Source organism: Clostridiisalibacter paucivorans DSM 22131 (assembly GCF_000620125.1).
In the GTDB taxonomy this organism is placed as follows: Bacteria; Bacillota; Clostridia; order Tissierellales; family Clostridiisalibacteraceae; genus Clostridiisalibacter; species Clostridiisalibacter paucivorans.
Window position 1 is genome coordinate 18,412 of sequence record NZ_JHVL01000008.1, and the last position, 18,850, is coordinate 37,261.

At 32.3% G+C, this 18,850-nt stretch carries 17 protein-coding genes; 13 read left to right on the plus strand and 4 right to left on the minus strand.

Features of this window, described 5'->3' with window-relative positions:
• Positions 1-86 precede the first annotated feature (86 nt).
• The 7 genes from Q326_RS0105005 to Q326_RS0105040 all read left to right on the plus strand — a co-directional run bounded on the left by Q326_RS0105005 (position 87) and on the right by Q326_RS0105040 (position 11,685).
• Positions 87-1,484, plus strand: coding sequence for a [Fe-Fe] hydrogenase large subunit C-terminal domain-containing protein (locus Q326_RS0105005; protein WP_026894367.1), 1,398 nt, complete (start codon positions 87-89; stop codon positions 1,482-1,484).
• A gap of 144 nt (positions 1,485-1,628) precedes the next feature.
• Complete coding sequence (locus tag Q326_RS0105010) at positions 1,629-3,146, plus strand: L-lactate permease (protein ID WP_026894368.1); 1,518 nt, start codon at positions 1,629-1,631, stop codon at positions 3,144-3,146.
• Positions 3,147-3,185: 39 nt separating this feature from the next.
• Complete coding sequence (gene larA / locus Q326_RS0105015; protein WP_026894369.1) at positions 3,186-4,460, plus strand: nickel-dependent lactate racemase; 1,275 nt, start codon at positions 3,186-3,188, stop codon at positions 4,458-4,460.
• Between the two features lie 38 nt (positions 4,461-4,498).
• Positions 4,499-5,293: an electron transfer flavoprotein subunit beta/FixA family protein gene (locus Q326_RS0105020; RefSeq protein WP_026894370.1), complete on the plus strand. Its 795-nt coding sequence runs from the start codon at positions 4,499-4,501 to the stop codon at positions 5,291-5,293.
• A gap of 11 nt (positions 5,294-5,304) precedes the next feature.
• Entirely contained in the window at positions 5,305-6,489 is a 1,185-nt protein-coding gene (locus Q326_RS0105025) for an electron transfer flavoprotein subunit alpha/FixB family protein (protein ID WP_026894371.1), read from the plus strand.
• Positions 6,490-6,501: 12 nt separating this feature from the next.
• The gene (locus tag Q326_RS0105030; protein WP_026894372.1) at positions 6,502-7,893 is read left to right on the plus strand and encodes an FAD-binding oxidoreductase; all 1,392 of its coding nucleotides are present in this window, start codon (positions 6,502-6,504) and stop codon (positions 7,891-7,893) included.
• A 354-nt stretch (positions 7,894-8,247) separates the two neighbouring features.
• Positions 8,248-11,685 (plus strand): pyruvate carboxylase, encoded by a 3,438-nt coding sequence (locus Q326_RS0105040; RefSeq protein WP_156936249.1) that lies wholly within the window; start codon positions 8,248-8,250, stop codon positions 11,683-11,685.
• Between the two features lie 89 nt (positions 11,686-11,774).
• Here the strand turns inward: Q326_RS0105040 and Q326_RS0105045 are convergent, their stop codons facing one another.
• Together Q326_RS0105045 and Q326_RS16755 are read right to left on the minus strand one after the other, a co-directional pair.
• The gene (locus Q326_RS0105045; protein ID WP_026894375.1) at positions 11,775-12,206 is read right to left on the minus strand and encodes a DUF948 domain-containing protein; all 432 of its coding nucleotides are present in this window, start codon (positions 12,204-12,206) and stop codon (positions 11,775-11,777) included.
• 69 nt (positions 12,207-12,275) lie between these two features.
• Complete coding sequence (locus tag Q326_RS16755; RefSeq protein WP_051531169.1) at positions 12,276-12,620, minus strand: YtxH domain-containing protein; 345 nt, start codon at positions 12,618-12,620, stop codon at positions 12,276-12,278.
• Between the two features lie 266 nt (positions 12,621-12,886).
• Between Q326_RS16755 and Q326_RS0105055 the strand changes: the two genes are divergently transcribed.
• The 6 genes from Q326_RS0105055 to Q326_RS0105080 all read left to right on the plus strand — a co-directional run bounded on the left by Q326_RS0105055 (position 12,887) and on the right by Q326_RS0105080 (position 16,825).
• A complete protein-coding gene (locus tag Q326_RS0105055; protein ID WP_026894376.1) occupies positions 12,887-13,351 on the plus strand; it encodes a pyridoxamine 5'-phosphate oxidase family protein in 465 nt (154 codons plus the stop codon).
• Between the two features lie 32 nt (positions 13,352-13,383).
• Positions 13,384-13,650 (plus strand): HPr family phosphocarrier protein, encoded by a 267-nt coding sequence (locus Q326_RS0105060; RefSeq protein ID WP_051531172.1) that lies wholly within the window; start codon positions 13,384-13,386, stop codon positions 13,648-13,650.
• A 140-nt stretch (positions 13,651-13,790) separates the two neighbouring features.
• The gene (locus Q326_RS16760) at positions 13,791-15,155 is read left to right on the plus strand and encodes a glycosyl hydrolase family 18 protein (protein ID WP_051531174.1); all 1,365 of its coding nucleotides are present in this window, start codon (positions 13,791-13,793) and stop codon (positions 15,153-15,155) included.
• Between the two features lie 158 nt (positions 15,156-15,313).
• Positions 15,314-15,730: a bacteriohemerythrin gene (locus Q326_RS0105070; protein ID WP_026894378.1), complete on the plus strand. Its 417-nt coding sequence runs from the start codon at positions 15,314-15,316 to the stop codon at positions 15,728-15,730.
• A gap of 8 nt (positions 15,731-15,738) precedes the next feature.
• Positions 15,739-16,089 (plus strand): hypothetical protein, encoded by a 351-nt coding sequence (locus Q326_RS0105075; RefSeq protein ID WP_026894379.1) that lies wholly within the window; start codon positions 15,739-15,741, stop codon positions 16,087-16,089.
• Between the two features lie 4 nt (positions 16,090-16,093).
• Positions 16,094-16,825: an HAD family hydrolase gene (locus Q326_RS0105080; RefSeq protein ID WP_026894380.1), complete on the plus strand. Its 732-nt coding sequence runs from the start codon at positions 16,094-16,096 to the stop codon at positions 16,823-16,825.
• An 85-nt stretch (positions 16,826-16,910) separates the two neighbouring features.
• On the opposite strand, the gene Q326_RS0105085 is transcribed toward Q326_RS0105080, so the two are convergent.
• Positions 16,911-17,942: a hypothetical protein gene (locus tag Q326_RS0105085; protein WP_026894381.1), complete on the minus strand. Its 1,032-nt coding sequence runs from the start codon at positions 17,940-17,942 to the stop codon at positions 16,911-16,913.
• A 21-nt stretch (positions 17,943-17,963) separates the two neighbouring features.
• Entirely contained in the window at positions 17,964-18,848 is an 885-nt protein-coding gene (locus Q326_RS0105090) for an ABC transporter ATP-binding protein (protein WP_026894382.1), read from the minus strand.
• Positions 18,849-18,850: the final 2 nt, after the last annotated feature.

The following is an 18,850-nucleotide window of genomic DNA, read 5'->3' on the forward strand; positions in this document are numbered from 1 at the left end:
CTAAGAACTAAGAGCTAAGAGCTATATTTATACCTTTATAGGGTAAATTAGTAATAGGTTTAATATAAAATTAGAGAGGTGGTATTTTGGCTGATAAGTTTTATAATTTCCAAGATAAAAGGATGAAGATATTTGGAGAGCTAGTCAGAAGGTATTGGGACGGCAATTTAAAAGATAATACAGACTTGAATCAATTAGCCAATGAGATAAGAGATAAATATGGATTTGAAGATGCTGATATGAGTTTTATAAAAAATCATATTAGGATTGCCATGGGATTAAATCCTAATGAAGATGAAGAATTTACCGATGAAATACAAATGATAAATGGGATGTCTAGAGTTAATGAACCTATAGTAAACAAATTAGATGAACCCTGTGAATATTGTGATAATAGTGAGCAATGTGAAGATATATGTAAATATGATGCCCATATATATAGAAGGGGAAAGGGACCAGTTATAGTAAATGACAAATGTCTAAACTGTGGGAGATGCGTATCTCAATGTAGCTTTGGTGCCATAGCCGATAAGATAGAATTTTTACCTATGGTAAATTACCTTAAGGACAAAGATACAAAGGTATATGCAACAGTAGCACCATCTATAGTGGGGCAGTTTGGGGATAAAGTAAGTATGGGAAAGATAAGGACTGCCCTTAGAATGATGGGATTTGAGGATATGATAGAAGTGGCATTATTTGCAGATATATTGACTATAAAAGAGGCATTAGAATTTCATCATTTAGTAAAAGACAAAGATGACTTTTTCTTGACTAGTTGCTGTTGTCCAGTATGGATAAGTCTTACAGAAAAACATTATCCAAAGTTGTTTGAGCATATGTCTCCATCTGTATCTCCAATGGTGGCTTCTGGTAGGATACTAAAAGAATTTTATCCTGATGCCAAGGTAGTGTTTATTGGACCTTGTATTGCCAAAAAAGGAGAGGCTAAAAATGATATGTTTAAGGATGATATAGATTTTGTATTGACATTCAAAGAGCTAGAAGAGATATTTGATGCATTAGATATAGATTTTGAAAATATACCAGCAGATGAAAAGGATCAAGCATCTTATGGAGGTAGAGTATATGCCAGAACCGGTGGAGTAAGCTTTTCTGTAAAAACTGTAGTCAATAGAATTGCTCCCAGAAGGCTTGTGAAATTTAAATCAAAAAGAGTAGACGGTGTAATGGATTGTAAAAATATATTGGACTATATATCTCAAAATGATAATATAGATTTTAACTTTATTGAAGGCATGGGATGTGAGGGTGGATGTGTAGGAGGACCTAAGACCAATATCAATGTAGAAAAGGCTACAACTATGGTCAATGAGTTTGGAGAAGACTCTCTAATAATGACCCCATTTGATAATGGAAATATAATGAAGGTATTTAAGGAGCTAGGAGTGAAACATGTGGATGAATTAATTAATGATAGTAAAATATCTAGACTTCTAGCCAGAGAAAAATTGAACAAATAAGATAAGGAAGGGTTTAAACCCTTCCTTATCTTATTTGTAGGGGTTTTAAAGAATTGTTAACATTTAAACAATTATTGAAACTTTCTGAAAAATGTAATACAATATTGGACAGGTGGTCATACCAATAATGGGGGAGATGTATATATGAATACGTATTTATTATTTGCAATTGGGATTTTGCCAATTGTATTATTGATGTTTTTTTTAGGATTATTGAAAAAGCCAGCATACATAAGTTGTCCATTGGCATTATTATTGACTTTTTTATTAGCTATTATTATATGGGATATGCCACTGATATTTGCCCTTACTGCAGCTATAGAAGGCATAGTTGTAGGGCTATGGCCTATAATGATAGTAATTATAGCTGCTATATTTACTTATAATTTAGCAGTAGAGACGAAGAGTATGGATGTAATAAGAAAGATGTTATCTACTGTTACTACAGATGATAGGATACAAGTACTTATTTTGGCATGGGGATTTGGAGGTTTCCTTGAGTCTGTTGCAGGATACGGTACAGCGGTGGCAATACCTGCTAGTATATTAGCCTCTATGGGATTTGACCCTGTATTTGCTGCAATAATTTGTTTGGTCGCCAATACAGTACCCACTGCATTTGGTGCTGTAGGTATACCAGTAACCACTTTAGCAAAGGTGTCAAATCTAGATGTATTGCCGTTGAGTTATGCTGTAGGAGTGCAACTATTTATATTTATTATATTAATTCCTTTTATATTGATAATAATGACCAGAAGAAATATAAAGGGATTGAAAGGCGTATTTGGAATCACACTTGCTGCTGGACTGTCATTTGCAATACCTCAGTTAGTAGCTTCTAAGTATTTAGGTGCAGAACTACCTGCATTATTAGGAAGTTTATGCAGTATGACTGTCATTATATTTATGGCAAAGGTTTTTCACAAGGATAAGACTTCAAAGCTCGATGATACTATTTCAGCCAAAGAATGTATATTAGCTTGGATGCCATATATGTTGATATTTTTATTCATCATATTGACCAGTCCGCTATTTCCCGGCATATATGAGTTTTTTTCAAAAATAAAAAGTGTTATACCCATATATAGAGGTGAAGGAGCTAAAGCTGTCACAATAAAGTGGATATCTACACCTGGAATGCTGATTATTTTTGCTACTTTTATTGGAGGATTGATTCAAAGAGTAAGCATTGCCAAGATGTTACATGTTTTTGTAGATACTGTGAAGCAGCTTAAAAAGTCTATAGTGACAGTGCTTTCTATTGTAGCCATGGCAAAAATCATGGGATATAGTGGTATGATAGCCTCTATAGCAATAGTATTAGTCAACATAACAGGCAAATTTTTTCCATTCATATCACCTATTATAGGAGCAATGGGGACCTTTGTTACAGGTAGTGATACTTCATCAAATATATTATTTGGTGCACTTCAAAGAGAAGTTGCTGATTCCATTGGGGCCAATCCATATTGGTTAGTAGGAGCCAATACTTCAGGGGCTACAGCTGGAAAGATGATATCGCCTCAGAGTATTGCAGTAGCTACATCTGCTACAGGAATGATAGGAGCTGAAGGGAAAATTTTTAATAGTACTATTAAGTTTTGTATAAGTTATATTTTAGTATTAGGCGCATTAGTGTATATAGGAAGTTTATTTTTATAAGTTTATGATATGACCATAATACCTTTTAGGAGGGCAAATATGAAAAGTATAAAAATACCTTATCATAAGACGTATAAAGAAGTTCAGATATCTGAAAAAGATATTGCAGGGATTTTGGAGTCTGAGGTAAACCAGTATAGAACTGATTTAAATGAAATACAGTTGATAAACAGGGCGTTAGATAATCCCATATCAAGTTCAAAACTAGAAGATTTAGTAAAGGGTAAAGAAAGTATTCTAATAATAACCAGCGATCATACGAGACCAGTGCCCAGTAGATTGACAATGCCCTTATTGTTGGAAAGAATACGCAAAGGCAATCCTTCTATTGATATAAAAATTCTTATTGCTACGGGATATCATAGGGAATCTACTAGGGAAGAATTGATTGATAAATTTGGTCAACAGATAGTAGATAGAGAAAAAATATATATGCATAGGTCTAGAGATAAAGAGAGTTTGATAAATATAGGGACTTTACCCTCTGGAGGAGAATTATGGGTAAATAAGATGGTTAAAGAGTCAGATTTAGTAATTGCAGAAGGGTTTATAGAGCCCCATTTCTTTGCTGGATTTTCAGGTGGTAGAAAGAGTATTTTACCCGGTGTTGCAGGTGCAGAAACTGTATTGGCTAATCATTGCTCTGAGTTTATAGATAGTCCCTATGCACGAACTGGTATATTGGAAAAGAATCCTATACACAAGGATATGCAATATGCTGCTACAAAGGCAAATTTAGCATTTATATTGAATGTTGTGCTTAATGAAGACAAAAAGGTTATAAATGCCTTTGCAGGACATATGGAAGATGCCCATAAAAGAGGTTGTGAATTTCTGATGGATATTGCCAGTGTAAAAAAGGTAGAGGCAGATATAGTAATCACTGGAAATGGAGGATACCCTTTAGATCAAAACGTATATCAATCGGTAAAGGGAATGACTGCTGGAGAAGCAGTATGTAAAAAGGGTGGAGTAATTATTATGATTTCTGCATGTAATGATGGTCACGGGGGCAAGTCATTCTATGAGAATTTGGCTAAAGCGTCAGGACCTGATGAGGTATTGGAAAAGGTATTGAAGATACCTAGAGATAAAACCATACCAGACCAATGGGAGTTTCAGATTCTTGCTAGAATATTGAAGCATCATAATGTAATAATGGTTACAGATATGTGTGATCCTCAGATGATAGAAGATATGCATATGAAATGTGTAAAAGATATAAACCAAGCATTAAAGATTGCAAAGGATATAGTTGGTGATGACAGTAAAATAGTTGTAATTCCCGATGGTGTATCGGTAATTGTAAGATAATCTTTTCAAAAATATAAAAGTATGAGGAGGAAATGCATATGGATATTCTTGTTTGTATAAAACAGGTACCAGGTACTTCGGAAGTAGAAGTGGATGAAAAGACTGGAGTGTTAAAAAGAGATGGGGTGGATTCTAAGATGAATCCCTATGATTTATATGCCATAGAGACGGCATTAAAAATAAAAGAAGAAAAGGGTGGAACTGTAAATGTAATAACTATGGGTCCTCCACAGTCTGCTGAAGTAATAAAAGAGGCATATATGATGGGGGCAGATAATGGAACCCTTTTAACCGATAGAAAATTTGCAGGGGCTGATGTTTTAGCTACTTCATACACTATTGCACAGGGGATCAAAAAGACTGGCAATATGGACTTGGTAATATGTGGCAAAATGACTACTGATGGAGATACTGCCCAAGTAGGACCTGAAATAGCAGAGTTTTTAGGTATTCCCCATGTGGCAAATGCGAGAAAGATAATAGAGGTAAAGGAAAAATCCATTGTGGTAGAGATGGATATGCCCAATACTATTGAAATAGTAGATATACAATATCCTTGTCTCATAACGGTAGAAAAGGATATATTCCAACCTAGATTACCATCTTTTAAGAAGAAGATTGCTACAAAGGATAAAGAGGTAAAATTTTTATCATTAGAGGATTTTGAAGATAAGGACGAAAATAAATATGGTCTAAATGGTTCTCCTACCCAGGTGAAGAGAATATTTCCTCCAGAATCCAATACGGATAAGGAGATATGGAAGGGAACGGCTGAAAAATTAGCAGATAATCTATATGGAAAATTAGTAGAATTCAAATTTCTAGATAAATAGGGGGTAAAATTATGGCTAGTATTATAGTACATCAAGAAAAGGTTAAAAATCCAGAGGAACTTATTAAGATCTGTCCCTTTTCTGCAATAGAATATAATAATGGAGAGATTGAAATATCGGCAGCATGTAAAATGTGTAAGATGTGCATCAAGAAAGGACCTGCTGGAGTATTCGAATTTGTTGAGGGCAAAAAGAAGTCTATAGATAAAAGCAAATGGAAGGGTATAGCTGTGTATGTGGATCATGTTGAAGGGGATATACATCCAGTGACCTTTGAGCTTATAGGTAAGGCTAAAGAAATGGCAAAAAAGATTAATCAACCAGTCTATTGTATTTTTATGGGTCATAATATAAGGGATAAGGCAGAAGAGCTATTGTATTATGGTGTAGATGAAGTATTTGTATATGAAGATGAGGAATTAGAAAACTTTAGAATAGAGCCATATACTAAGGTCTTTGAGGAATTTATTAATAATGTAAAACCTACAATAGTATTGGTAGGTGGCACTACCATAGGTAGGTCATTGGCACCTAGAACGGCAGCCAGATTTAGAACGGGACTTACCGCAGATTGTACAATATTAGATGTACAAGAAAATACTGACTTAGATCAAATAAGACCTGCATTTGGTGGAAATATAATGGCACATATATATACTCCCAATAATAGACCACAATTTGCTACCGTAAGATATAAGATATTTTCAGCACCAGAAAAGATGGAAGATTATAATGGAAAGATTACTTTATGCAATATATCTAAAGAGGATTTAAAGTCAAATATAAAGGTCTTAGATGTAAAACAAAAAGAACAGGAACAGAGTATAGAAGATGCAGATGTAGTCATAGTTGCAGGCAGAGGTATAAAAAAAGAAGAAGATATGAATATGATACAGGAATTGGCAGAATCATTAGGGGCACAGATAGCAGGTACTCGTCCTCTAATAGAGGCAGGATGGGTAGACCCTAGAAGGCAGATAGGTTTAAGTGGAAGGACAGTAAAACCAAAACTTATTATAACCTGTGGAGTTTCAGGTGCTATTCAATTTGTTGCAGGGATGAATAATTCTGATGTAATAATAGCTATAGATAAAGATGAAAATGCAAGTATATTCAATGTTGCCCATTATGGAATAGTGGGAGATATCTACGAAGTTATCCCTAAATTAATGAATAAGGTTAAAGCTGTAAATTAGGAGGCTGCTAATATGTATAAAAAGATAGATAAAAAAGATATAGATTATTTAATTTCACTATGTGGTAAGGACAGAGTATTTACTGGAGATGAAATAAATGAGGATTTTAGTCATGATGAGTTGGCAGGAATAAAAAAATATCCAGATATATTGGTAAATGCGATAAATACTGAAGAAGTGTCAAAAATAATGAAATATGCATATGAAAATAATATTCCTATAACTCCAAGAGGTCAAGGAACAGGACTTGTTGGGGGTTCTGTGGCTATAAATGGTGGAATAATGTTAAATCTAAGCGAAATGAATAAGATATTGGAATTGGATGAAGAAAACTTGACATTAACTGTTGAACCAGGGGTACTACTTATGGAGATTTCTAAATATGTAGAAGATAAGGAGCTTTTCTATCCTCCAGACCCAGGAGAAAAGAGTGCCACTATAGGAGGAAATATAAATACCAATGCTGGTGGAATGAGGGCAGTAAAATATGGAGTAACTAGAGACTATGTAAGGGGATTAGAGATAGTTCTTCCCAATGGAGAAATTATGAATGTTGGAGGGAAGGTAGTAAAAAATAGTTCTGGATATAGCATAAAGGATTTAATAGTGGGATCAGAGGGGACATTAGGTATAGTAACTAAGGCTATATTAAAACTATTACCATTACCTAAAAAGGCTATAAGTCTATTAGTGCCATTTCCAGATTTAGAGATGGCCATAGAGACAGTGCCTAAAATAATAAAGTCAAAGGTAATTCCAACTGCTATAGAGTATATGGTAAAAGACGTAATATTAGATTCAGAAGAATTCTTAGGTAAAAAGTTTCCAGACTCATCTTCAGATGCATATCTGTTATTGACCTTTGATGGAAATAGTAAGGAAGAGATAGAAAATGCCTATGAAGGTGTTGCACATATATGTTTAGAATCAGGGGCATTAGATGTATTGATATCTGATACCTCAGAAAGACAGGAATCTATTTGGACTGCAAGGGGGGCATTCTTAGAGGCCATAAAAGCATCCACTACTGAAATGGATGAATGCGATGTAGTTGTACCAAGGAATAAAATAGCTGAATTTGTGAAATATGCTCAAGAATTAGAAACAAAATTTGATATAAGAATAAGAAGTTTTGGACATGCAGGAGATGGCAATCTTCACATATATGTATTGAGAGATGCATTATCTCAAAGACATTGGGAAGAAAAACTAAATAATGTATTTGAGGCTATGTATTGTAAGGCTGATGAGTTAGGTGGAATGGTATCAGGAGAACATGGAATAGGTTATGCTAAAAAGCCCTTTTTACAAGAATCCATGGGAGAAGATACTATGGAATTGTTAAAAAGTATAAAGAAGGCATTTGATACTAAGAATATACTAAATCCCGGTAAAGTCTGTTAATACAGAATAGCGTTGGTAGTTTTTAGGAGGATAGTGGAAGAGAATGCATTTCCTTTTGTTGTATCAAAAAACCAGTGGAAAATTTATTTTCCACTGGTTTTTTAAAAAGCTTAAAACTTTATGTATCCGAACATTATTAAAAATGCAAAGAAGATTTTTCGGCATAGAATTATGCATAAAATACATAATTATACAAAAAAAGAATAGCATTGTATACGAATTATTTAATATTAGTATATTGAAAATGTTTGTTTATTAGTATATAATAAAAATTATAATTACTTAATTATAATATAAACGTGGTAAATATGCAAATATTTTAACAATAATTAATATTTACAATAAAAGGGAGTGATGATAGTGGTCAAAAAATTCAAGAGAGTTTTGGTGGCCAACAGGGGTGAGATAGCAATAAGGATATTTAGGGCATGTACAGAATTAGGCATAAGAACTGTGGCCATATACTCCAATGAGGACAGATGCTCATTATTTAGGACTAAAGCAGACGAATCATATCTTATAGGCAAAAACAAAGGGCCAGTAGAGGCGTATTTGGACATAGATGAAATAATTAGCTTGGCTCTTAAGAAGGGTGTAGATGCAATTCATCCTGGATATGGTTTTTTATCTGAAAATCCTGAGTTTGCAAGGAAATGTCAGGATGCAGGTATAGAATTTATTGGTCCAACCCATGAGATGATGGAAAAAATGGGAGATAAAATCAAGTCTAAGATTGTAGCCAAAAAGGTAGGAGTACCTACTATTCCTGGAGTTGAAAAGCCTATTACTTCTGATGAAGAGGCCATAGAATTTGCAAAGGCTTCAGGATATCCAGTTATACTAAAGGCTGCTGCCGGTGGTGGCGGTAGAGGTATGAGGATAGTAAGAGATGAAAAAGATTTATTAAAAGAATTTCACAGTGCTAAAAGTGAAGCAAAAAAGGCATTTGGTATTGATGACATATTTATAGAAAAATATTTAGAAAGACCTAAACATATAGAAGTACAGATTTTAGGAGATAAGCATGGTAATATAGTACATCTTTATGAAAGGGATTGTTCTATTCAAAGAAGACATCAAAAGATTATAGAGTTTACACCATCTCTATGTCTAACTGAAGAGAAAAGGGAGGAAATTTGTAATGATGCCCTTAAGATAGCCAGAGGTGTTAATTATAGGAATGCAGGGACAGTGGAATTTCTAGTAGATGCCAATGGAAACCATTACTTTATAGAAATGAATCCTAGAATCCAAGTAGAGCATACCGTTACAGAGATGGTGACAGGGTATGATATAGTTCAGAGTCAGATATTAGTTGCACAGGGATATACATTGAATTCTCCAGAAATAGGAATATATTCTCAGGATGATATAAATACTAGAGGATATGCCATTCAGTGTAGAATAACTACAGAAGATCCCTCTAATAATTTTGCACCAGACACAGGAAAGATTGATGTATATAGAACAGGAGCAGGATTTGGCGTAAGACTAGATGGTGGTAATGGATTTACTAATGCAATAATAAGTCCATATTATGATAGTTTATTAGTAAAGACTACAGCATGGTCTAGAAATTTTGAAGATGCCATAAGAAAGGCTATAAGAGCTATAAAGGAAAATAGGATATCAGGAGTAAAAACTAATGAGGCATTTTTAATAAATGTATTGAATCATCAGACATTTAAACAAGGAAGATGTGATACAGGATTTATTGGTGATAACCCTGAATTATTCGAAATAACTCCTAAAGCAGATAAGGAGTTAAGACTTCTAAAATATCTAGGAGAGAAGATAGTAAATGAGACTCAAGGAGATAAAAAAGAATTTGATGTGCCTGTGGTACCCAATATAGAGATACCAAAGGAATTAACAGGTACAAAACAAATATTAGATGCTAGAGGTCCTGAAGGACTTGTACAGTGGATAAAGGAACAGAAAAAACTCCTTCTTACTGATACCACAATGAGGGATGCCCATCAGTCACTTATGGCTACAAGGGTGAGGACTAGAGATATGATAAAAATTGCCAAGGAAACCTCAGTATTGGCTAAAGACCTATTTTCTCTTGAGATGTGGGGAGGAGCCACTTTTGATGTGGCATTTAGGTTTTTAAAGGAATCTCCATGGGATAGATTAGAAGAATTGAGAAAGAGGATCCCAAATATTATGTTCCAAATGTTAATAAGGGGTTCCAATGGTGTGGGATATAAAAACTATCCTGACAATGTAATAAGAGATTTTATTGATGAATCCTCTAAAAATGGAATAGATGTATTTAGAATATTTGACTCTCTAAATTGGTTAAAGGGAATGGAAGTAGCAATAGACCAAGTATTGAAAAATAATAAGGTAGCTGAGGCATGTATATGTTATACAGGAGATATATTAGATGAGCGAAAGGATAAATATAGCTTAGATTACTATGTGAAGATGGCAAAAGCAATAGAGAAGACAGGGGCACATATATTGGGGATTAAAGATATGTCAGCATTGCTTAAGCCCTATGCTGCTGCAAAACTTATTAAGGCCCTTAAAAATGAGATATCTATTCCTATACATCTTCATACCCATGATACCAGTGGTAATGGTGTAGCTACTGCATTGATGGCAGCTGAAAGCGGTGTAGATATAATAGATACAGCACTTAATAGTATGTCTGGACTTACTAGTCAGCCAGCACTAAACTCTGTAGTTGCTGCGTTAGAAAATACAGGTAGAGATACAGGCATAGATTTAGATAACATACAAATGCTTTCTGATTACTGGGATGCTGTAAGACCAGTATATAGTAAATTTGAGTCTGGTCTTAAATCAGGTACAGCAGAGATATATAAGTATGAAATTCCAGGGGGGCAATATTCCAACCTTAAACCACAGGTTGAGAGCTTTGGACTAGGTCATAGATTTAAAGAAGTTAAAGAGATGTATAAGAAAGTAAATGAAATGCTAGGAGATATCATAAAGGTAACTCCATCTTCAAAGGTAGTAGGAGATATGGCAATATTCATGGTTCAGAATAATTTAACACCAGAAAATATATATGAGAAGGCTAAAGGAATGGCATTTCCCGATTCAGTAGTATCTTATTTCAAAGGAATTATGGGTCAACCAATGGGAGGATTTCCTGAAAAATTACAAAAACTTGTTTTAAAGGGAGAAAAACCTATAACATGTAGACCTGGAGAATTGTTACCAGCACAAGAGTTTGAAAAAGACAGAGAATATCTACAACAGAAATTTAATATGGAGCCTACGAAAAAAGATTTGTTGAGCTATGCACTATATCCTAAGGTATTTGAAGACTATCTAAAATATATTAAAGAGTATGGAGATTTAGGTAGGATGGGAAGCGATGTATTTTTCCATGGTCTAGCTGAAGGAGAGACTAGTGAGATAGAGATAGAAGAAGGAAAAATATTGGTAGTGAAACTCCATGAGATAGGAGATGTAGATAGAGAAGGATATAGAAATCTATTATTCGATATAAATGGCAATAGAAGAGAAATAAGAATAAAGGATAAAGCAGCAGGTGATATGGTAGTAGGAGAGTTTACTAATATGGCAGATCCTGACAATGAAAAGGAAATAGGTGCAGGAATTCCTGGAAAAGTTTCTAAGGTAGTGGTTAAAGAAGGAGATAAGGTTGAGGAAAATCAAACCCTTGTAATTCTTGAAGCTATGAAGATGGAGACTGATGTAAAATCAACTATTTCAGGAGAAATTGAATCTATATTAGTTGAAGAAGGACAACAAGTAAAATCAGGAGAATTATTAGTTAAGATTAAGTAATAAGTTCGTAGTTGGTAGTTCGTAGCATAATGAAAAAAATCTGCAGGATTTTTACAGACTGCTACGGACTACATGCTACCAATTACGGACTACTTATTTTTAGAAAAAATCTTTGTAATACCTTTGATTACTTCTACTACAATCTTTATATATGTAATTATATCATCAGAGGTGTCTTGGATTTTTGTAACTGTATCCGTCACACCATCTTCCACTGCTTCTACAGTGTAATTTACCTTTTCTACAGATGATTTTACATTATCTACTATAGCAGGAACGTTTTCTGAAACCTTGTCCATATTTTTTCTTACACTTGTAGTTATATTCTTAGCATTATCAACTATATCTGGAACGGTATCAATAGTTTCATTTATAGCCTTTTCATTATCTTCTATAATCTGATTTGTTCTTTTTAAGATATCGTTTATTTTTTTTACAACCATTATTAAATATATTCCTAATATTATACCTACTAATATCAACAAAAATAATAAATGCTCCATTTGAAAAGTTATATACATATGAAAAACCTCCTAGAATTTAGTAATAATTTAATTCCTCGACTATATGCCGAGGAAATATTAAATTTATTACTTGTCTTTTTCTACAATGTCGTCTTCTTCTCCTTCAATTATTTCTTCATTTTTTATATTTTCCATTTTTCCTTTAAGATTATCCTTTAATACTGCACTCTTTTCTTTAGCATTATCGACAGAGTCTTTTAGAGTAGTTTTGACAGTTTTCACTGTGTCTGTAGTTTTGTTGGCTATATCCTTTCTAGTTTCTGAACCTGATTTGGGGGCAAATAATAAACCTGCAAGTGAACCTAAAGCTGCACCTAAAGCCAATCCTGTTCCAACTTTTTTTACATTTTTAGCCCTTTCTCTTTTCTCTTTTTCTCTTCTAGCTTTTTCAATCATACCTTTAATTGCCATAAAAAAACCTCCTATAATAAATTTGAAATTGTCATAATGTATTATGAAAAATATGCATATACAAAAAATATTCCAGACCGTGGTCTATTTATACCCAAATACAATAAAAATATTTAAAAAAAATTAAAAGAATTGTATAGAATATAGTCGATTTGACGAGATATTGCATAAAAATTATACAGATTTATAGAAAAAAACATTTGATGATTTTGAAAAATTTGATACTATATACATATAAGATAAATTTTTTAAAAGGAGAATTATCTATGTTTAAAAATATGAGAAGACAAAATAAGCTTATGGAAGAGAAAAAAGCTAAACAACTTCTTGAAGATGGAGACTATGGTGTATATTGTACCATAGGAGAGAATGGGTATCCTTATGGAGTACCTTTAAATTATGTTTATATGAATGGTTCTATATATTTTCATTGTGCAACAGAAGGTCATAAGATTGATAATATGAACTACTGTGACAAGACTTCTTTTACGGTTGTTCATGATTATAATATTGTAGGAAAGGAGTTTGATACCCATTATGAAAGTATAGTAGTATATGGAAGGTCAGAAATAATAGATGGGGAAGAAAAAAGAGATGCATTAATAGGATTAATAAATAAGTATTCTAAGGATTATATTGCAAAAGGGATTAAATACATAGATAGAGCTATAAAAAATACTACTGTAGTAAAAATTAATATAGAACATATAACTGGTAAGCATGGAGAATAGTATTGTAACCTATTGGACAAAGTTATAAGGAGATGGTATCTATATATAAGGTAGAAGCTATAATAAAAAATAAGAGGGCCTTTGATGCGACCACTGTAGATTATTTTGTAAAAACAGCATCAAGGTTTAGAAGCGAAATCAAAATAATTAAAAATGGAAATATATACAATGCAAAAAGTCTTATGGGAATATTGACCATGTTAGCAGAAAGAGGAAAGAATCTTATTATAGCAGCAGAAGGAAAGGACGAGGTACAAGCAACAGAAGCCTTACATGTATTTATAGAGAATAAAATATAGTGTAGTCTGTAGATAGTTTAATCAATAACATATCAGTTAGTAGCTAATATTAGTTACTAACTGTTTTTTAAATCTAAAACATTATCGTTCTCAAATGAATAGTATAAAGTGAAAACTTATATTAAGAGGGGATGATAATAATGGAAGAAATCATTTATACAGTTCAACCGGGAGATACTTTATATTTAATAGCAAGAAAATATAATACTACTATAGAGGCTATAATGAAATTGAATAATTTATCAAATACCATGCTGATGGTTGGACAGAAGCTTATGATACCATTATATTCGGAGGTAATGGTTGATAGGGAGAGGGTCAATATAAGGGTTGGTCCAGCAACAACATACCCCGTTATGACTCAAATGGTGAGAGGGGCATTACTACCTGTGATTTCTGATACAAATAACTGGTATAAAGTGAGACTCTATGATGGGAGGGAAGGATGGGTATATAAAGAATTGGTGGATTTTAGAACCTATGGGGGAGAAAAACCTATATCAGATATTTTAGGCTATTATACTTTAGAAGAAGGTCCAACATTACCCAGTTCATATGAGTCTTTTGTAAATAATCCTCAGCTTATATCTCAAGTAGCCCCATTTTTATTTAGAATATCTTTGGAAAATCCTACTAGAATAGAGAAGTTTGGAGAATTCACTGATGAATATTTAAAAGAGATAGTGGATATAGCACACAATAATAATATAAAGGTATTGCCTGTAATCCACAATCTTCTTTATAGTGGTGGAGATACTAATATATCAAAACAAGTAGTAAGTGTATTGGTTTCTGATAGACTGAATAGGCAGGCATTTATAGCCAATACTATAGAGTTAATAGAGAAATATGGTGCAGATGGTGTAAATATAGATATAGAAGATGTGTATTTAAAAGATAGTGATAATTTGTCTAAATTATTCCAAGAATTAGGAGAAGCATTGAGAAAGAGGGGATATTATTTATCGGCATCAATACCTTCCAGGGTGAGTGATGAACCCTTTAATCCATTTTCAGATCCCTTTGATTATGAGGTCATAGGGGATGCAGTAGATGAATTTGTAGTTATGCTATACAATGAGCATGGATGGCCTGGCAGTGGACCTGGACCAGTAGTTTCCATAGGATGGATGGATAGAGTATTGGATTATACAGTAACAAAAATGCCAAAGGAAAAGATTATGGCTGCTGTATCAGTATTTGGATTTGACTTCAATGTAACCACTGGGAGAAATAGCTATATAACCTATGAAGGTGCAATGGCCTTAGCGGATAAATATGGAAAGACAATAATGTTTGATGAAAATACTAAAACACCTATGTTTTCTTATGTAGATGAACAGGGTAATTATCATGAAGTATGGTTTGAAAATGCTCAAAGCATATATGAAAAGATTAAATTGGCATGGGACTATGGCATAAAAGGTGTAGCATTATGGAGATTGGGTATGGAAGATAATAATATTTGGAATATGTTAGACGAGGATGTGGTGGTTTCAAGATAGTCAAATATAGTCTGTAGTAAAACGAAAGTTAGTATCTAGTAGTTGGTAGTTACTAACTACCAACTACGAATTAATTCATTTTTCAATATAGTTGTAACTATTTAACTATAGTATTATAATATCTATAACTATTAAGATAAAGAGTGGAGGAGATATATATGTTATTTAAGTGGAAGGATAAATATACTACCAATGTGGGAGAGATTGATAAGCAACATAGAAAATTATTTGAGATAGGTTCAAGACTATACTATATAATGATATTAAATGATGATATAGATCATTATGATGAAATAATGGCTATAGTTGAAGAACTTAAAAATTATACTATATATCATTTTGATTATGAAGAAAAACTAATGGAATCCCATGGATATGAAGACTTAGCTGAACACAAAAAAAAGCATACAATATTTGTGAATAAAATAAAAGAAGTAAGTGCTAAAGATATAGATGAGCAACAAAAAGGTATAACTATGGATATTATTATGTTTATTGCCGATTGGATAGAAAAACATATATTGGGTACAGATATGAAATACAAAGAATTTTTCAATAGTAACGGAGTATATTAAAAATTGTCATGGAATATATAAAGGGAAATATGCATATATATAGTGATTTTGATATAAGGGTAATAGCAGAAGAAGACGGAAATATAGATTTATTTATTCCCATAGACTATAGAACTTTAAATTTGGAGATGGATAGACTGCCAAACTATATTGTATCTAGATTTCAATTTTTAAAGGTTAGAGGCATAATTATAAGGTTTAATATCTCCAATGGAAACAACAACTGTACTATACATATATTAAGAAATATAGACTTACAATCAGCCATATCAAATTTCGAAGTAGATTATTTTAATAGGGATATAATAATAAAATTGGATTCCTATGCAGTCTATATGGCATTTAAAGAAAGGGGATAAGATTTTGTCTAAAATTAGTGCTTTTTTTGATATTGATGGAACTCTATATAGAAATTCATTAATGATTCAACATTTCAAAAAATTGATAAAATATGAGATGATAGATCCAGCTATTTGGCATAATAATGTAAAACACACATATTCGGAATGGGAAAAGAGATATGGAGATTTCGAAGATTATTTGGAAGAGTTAGCGGAATTTTATGTAAAAGAATTAAAGGGAATAAATAAAGATTATATAGATTTTATAGCAAGTCAGGTAATAAAGGTAAATGGAGATAAAGTATATAAATATACTAGAAATAAGATAGAATGGCATAAGTCTAAGGGGCATCAAATATTTTTTATATCAGGAAGTCCAGACTTTTTAGTGGAAAAGATGGCGGGGAAATATGGTGTAACCCAGTGTAGGGGTAGTAAGTATCTTGTAGATGAAAATAATAACTTCACTGGAGAAATATTTAAGATGTGGGACTCTGAAAACAAGCAAAAGACCATAGACGAATTTGTAGAAAAATACAATGTGGACTTGGACAATAGCTATTCATATGGTGATACTGTAGGTGATTTATCTATGCTAAATATGGTGGGAAACCCCATAGCAATTAATCCCAACAAGGACTTATTAAAGGCAATAAAGGAAGATAGGAATTTATATAAAAAAACTACAATAGTAGTAGAAAGAAAGGATATAATATATAAATTATCTCCAGATGTAGAAGTTATAGAAATGTAGTTTAGTCCGTAGCATGTAGTCTGTAGCACAATGAAGAAATCCCATGGATTTCATCCATCAGCTACGAACTACGGACTACGAACTACTAACTTCTCCCCACTGATTCTACTATTTTCTTAGAAATAAATAATCCCAGTGCTAATCCTATTGCTAAAAAAATATAATTTTTTATAACTATATCATAAGGAGCAAAAACTAAAGCAAATGTCATAGCAAGAGAAATGGAAAAGCCAATTATGAACACATTCTCCAAGGGTTTGAACATTGTAAAATTGCCATTTAACTCTAAGGCATTTTTTTTATATATATGTATAGATATAAGAGAAAATACAATAGTTAGAACTAATAATGTTATACATTTAGGCATAAAGTTATCATAAATTATTAAATCTTTACTTAAAATGTTGTGCTCAGGATTAAAATAAAAACTGTGCTCACTGGTATTATATAATGCGAATACCAATTTTTCTATTATATTGGAGGGTGATAAATCACTGTAATTGATAGATGTCAGTCGCACTATAGTTTCTTCACCCATTTCTATAAACCAAAGTGGGAATAAAAGCATTATGGGAGAGATTATACTTGCCGCCGATACATTCCCCATTAAACTTTGTATACCCATAAAAAATGCAAATCCTGCAGTGAATGTTAGAGTATTTATCAGGAACCATTGAAATAATTGTGACACGCTTATATATGGACCTAAGATATCTGAATTAGAAAAATATGAAATAATAATAAATATGAAACTAATGAGCATGGTGGAAATAATAGCTGTAAATCCTAAAAATAGCTTATTTACTATTATTTCTTCCCTTGTAAAGGGCATAGATGATATTAAATTAGCGTTTTGATTTCTCAAATCATAAAATAAAAAAGCCGCTATAAATATGAGTATTCCAAACATGAAAAATTGAATATCAAAAATATTAAATACATTCTTGGCAAATAAATTTGCTATTTCTATATTTGTAATATCTGGCATAAATTCCTTATAGTTCTGAATATTCATGATTATTTTTAAATTTTTTAATACGAAAGTCAATCCCAATAGAGAAGCGAATAACCATTGGGTCCTTTTCCATTCTTTATAAATCAATGCTTTGTTTAACATGAATTTACCTCCTACTAAATATTATCGCACCTCTAAATTTCCCTCTGTAGAATACATAAACATATCCTCTAAACTCAAATTAATTTCTTCTATAAATTCTACATTGGTGTTTTTCAGTTTATTATAAAAATCTACACTATAATTATTGGTTACTATATAAAACACTCTGCCTATTTGAGATACATCTAATACTTCAGGCCATTCCTTAAGATTATCTGGTGGAGATGACCTAAACACTACTTGGAATTTTCTTATCTGCTTTTTCATATTATCTAAAGAACTGGCAAACACTATATGACCATTATCAATAATAGCTATATCATCGCATACTCGTTCTAGTTCTCCTAGGTTATGGGAAGATATTAGTACTGTGGTCTTACGTTCTGCGACATCTTCTAAAACCATATTTAGCACATCTCTCTTTGCTCTAGGATCTAATCCTGAAGTGGGTTCATCCATTATAAGTATATGGGGCATAACACTTAAATTTAGCATTATAGATACCCTCATCTTCATTCCCTTAGATAAATTTTTTATATGTTTATTTGTATCTATATTAAAGGAACGATTTAATTCATTGAATCTTTCTATATTAAAATTGCTATAAGCGTTCTTAAAAAAATCTATCAAATTTTTGACTTTGAAATTTTTATAAAAGTTGTTTTCATCAGCTATGTATCCCATTTTCATCTTTAATTTAGCATTCTCAAATACGGTTTCATCGTCTATCTTTATATTACCTTTGTCATTTTTATATATACCAGTAAGACATTTAATCAATGTGGTTTTACCAGAGCCATTGGGACCTATTAATCCCAAAATAGTACCTTTTTTAACATTTAAATTTATATCTTTTAATATTTCTTTATCGGATATATTTTTATATAATGATTCTATTTGTATCATGA